The following is a 1,640-nucleotide window of genomic DNA, read 5'->3' as shown; positions in this document are numbered from 1 at the left end:
GAGATCACCTTGCAATGCCTTCTCGTCCAGCACTGTGCCCGTCTCAGCTACTAAATAGGCTGCCAAGCGCTTATCGCCCGGCTCGTCTTCGCGGGCGATCACCGCCGCCTGCGAAACACCGGGCTGGCGCGACAGCACTGCCTCGATTTCGCCTAGCTCGATCCGGAAGCCACGAATTTTTACCTGGAAGTCGTTGCGCCCAAGAAATTCCAGCTCACCATCGGTGCGCCAGCGCGCAAGATCACCGGTCCGGTACATACGCGAGCCAGGTGCTTTGAACGGGCATGCGACGAACCGCTCCGCGGTCAGCCCGTGTCTGTTCAGATAGCCACGGGCAAGCCCTTCACCCGCAATGTAGAGTTCTCCTGCAACCCCTGCCGGGACAGGCCGCAGGAATGCATCCAGTACGTACACCTCAGTGTTCCAGATCGGACGGCCGATCGGAACGGAGCGGTCGAATGTGTATTCAACGTTGAGGGACGCAGTTACGACATGGGTTTCGGTCGGACCATAATAGTTGTGTAATGATGCACGCGGTGCTTTGGCAAGAAGCTCGCGGACGGAAGAATTTATTCTGAGCGCTTCTCCTGTCTGGATTATATTCTTTAGGGAAAGGTCTTTTGCAGGAAGAGGCCCTATTGCATCTAGAACTGACTGGGCGCAAAACACGTCCTCAATTTGGCGTGATGCAAAATCCTGCAGGTCGCGTAGCAACCCGAACCGTTCCTCCTCTGAGACTATGACTAGCTCTCCACCTGAAAATAGTGAAGAAAGAATTTCTAGGGCAGATTGGTCGAAGCCGATGGATGCGAACTGTAGTATCCGCCGGCCATGTGACACGGTTGAATGCCAATCCATGAGGTTGATCAGGCCTCGGTGAAACATCCCGACACCTTTTGGCTTCCCCGTGGACCCAGATGTATAGGTAACGTAGACGAGATTAACAGGGTCGATAGGGATATGGAGGGCGGAACCGGGGTGGGCCGAAATGAGCGGCCAGTCGCGATCGAGGCAGATTGTCTCGGCGCGCGTTGCGGGAAGTCGCTCAAGCAGACGTTCCTGCGTTAGCAAAATCGGGGCTGCCGTATCATCCAGCATGAACAAAAGACGCTCAGCGGGGTATTCGGGATCGAGCGGTACGTAGGCGCCGCCCGACTTAAGGACTGCAAGAAGACCGACAACCATGTCGAGCGAACGCTCTATACAGATCGCGACGAGCTTTTCCGGTCCGACGCCAAGGTTGCGAAGATGATGGGCGAGCTGATTGGAACGCTCGTTCAACTCTCCATAGCTGAGCGTGAGATCGCCAAACACTACCGCGGTCGCGTCCGGCGCCCGTGCTGCCTGGGCCTCGAACAGTTCGACCACCGTAGCGTCACGAACTTGATGACCAGTCTCGTTCCACGTGACGAGAAGACGGTGACGCTCCTCCTCGCCGAGTAAATCGAGGTCGCCCAGACGGGTATCGGGAGACGCCACTACCTGCTCCAGGACTCGCACAAGATGCGCCGCGAAACGCTCGGCCGTCGATGCGTCGAACAGGTCCGTGGCATACTCCAGCACTCCGGAAAGACCGGATTTATCCTCGCCTAGTGATAGGGTAAGGTCAAACTTGGAACTGATCCACTCAAAGTCTTCTT

1 protein-coding gene is annotated in these 1,640 nt (G+C 56.7%); it reads right to left on the bottom strand.

Annotated features, from left to right (window positions below):
- Positions 1 to 1,640 (bottom strand): non-ribosomal peptide synthetase (locus U1763_RS21070; protein WP_332756863.1); only part of this gene is annotated, 1,640 nt, incomplete at both ends.

Origin of the sequence: Sphingomonas sorbitolis (assembly GCF_036663875.1) — a bacterium.
GTDB lineage: Bacteria > Pseudomonadota > Alphaproteobacteria > Sphingomonadales > Sphingomonadaceae > Sphingomonas.
This window is presented reverse-complemented; position numbering and strand designations above follow the sequence as displayed.